Source organism: Prevotella sp. OH937_COT-195, assembly GCF_003932845.1.
Lineage (GTDB): Bacteria > Bacteroidota > Bacteroidia > Bacteroidales > Bacteroidaceae > Prevotella.
Map to the genome: position 1 here is coordinate 1 of NZ_RQZH01000133.1, position 551 is coordinate 551.

General features: G+C 59.0%; 1 pseudogene. It reads left to right on the top strand.

Features of this window, described 5'->3' with window-relative positions:
* A pseudogene (locus EII32_RS12315) lies at positions 1-551 on the top strand (peptidase); the annotation flags it as partial.

A 551-nucleotide genomic window follows, 5' to 3' on the forward strand; every position in this document is an offset into this window, starting at 1 on the left:
CTCAACGCAGAGAGCACAGGTTACCCCGGCATCTATGCCTACAAGACCTCGCTCACCATCGACGGCTGCACCGTCAATGCCAAAGGCGAATGGGGCATCGCAGGATATAACGGCACGACCGAGACCCTCACCATCCGCAACGCCACGGTAACGGCAGAGGGCAGGGACGGCTCCATCCGCCACTTCAATACCCTCACCCTCGAGGGCTGCAAAATCACAAGCCCCGCCGGAGCGGTGTGGAACGCCGAAAAGAAAGCCGTGTGCGACGCCTCGGGAAATATCATCAAATCCAAGGTGACCATCAAGCCGGTTACCACCTACGACCTCGAGATTGCCGGCACGAAGGTAACCTCCACCAACTGCAACGACCTCAGCGTGATACCCGGCGTGAGCGGCACGGTGAAGTACGACCACTCCACCCGCACCCTCACCCTCGACAACGCCGCCATCAACGCCGGCGGTAACGAAAAAGGCATCCATTCACAAATCGACAACCTCACTGTGAAGCTCACCGGCACCAACACGGTAACGGCGGTATATACACCCGTCTT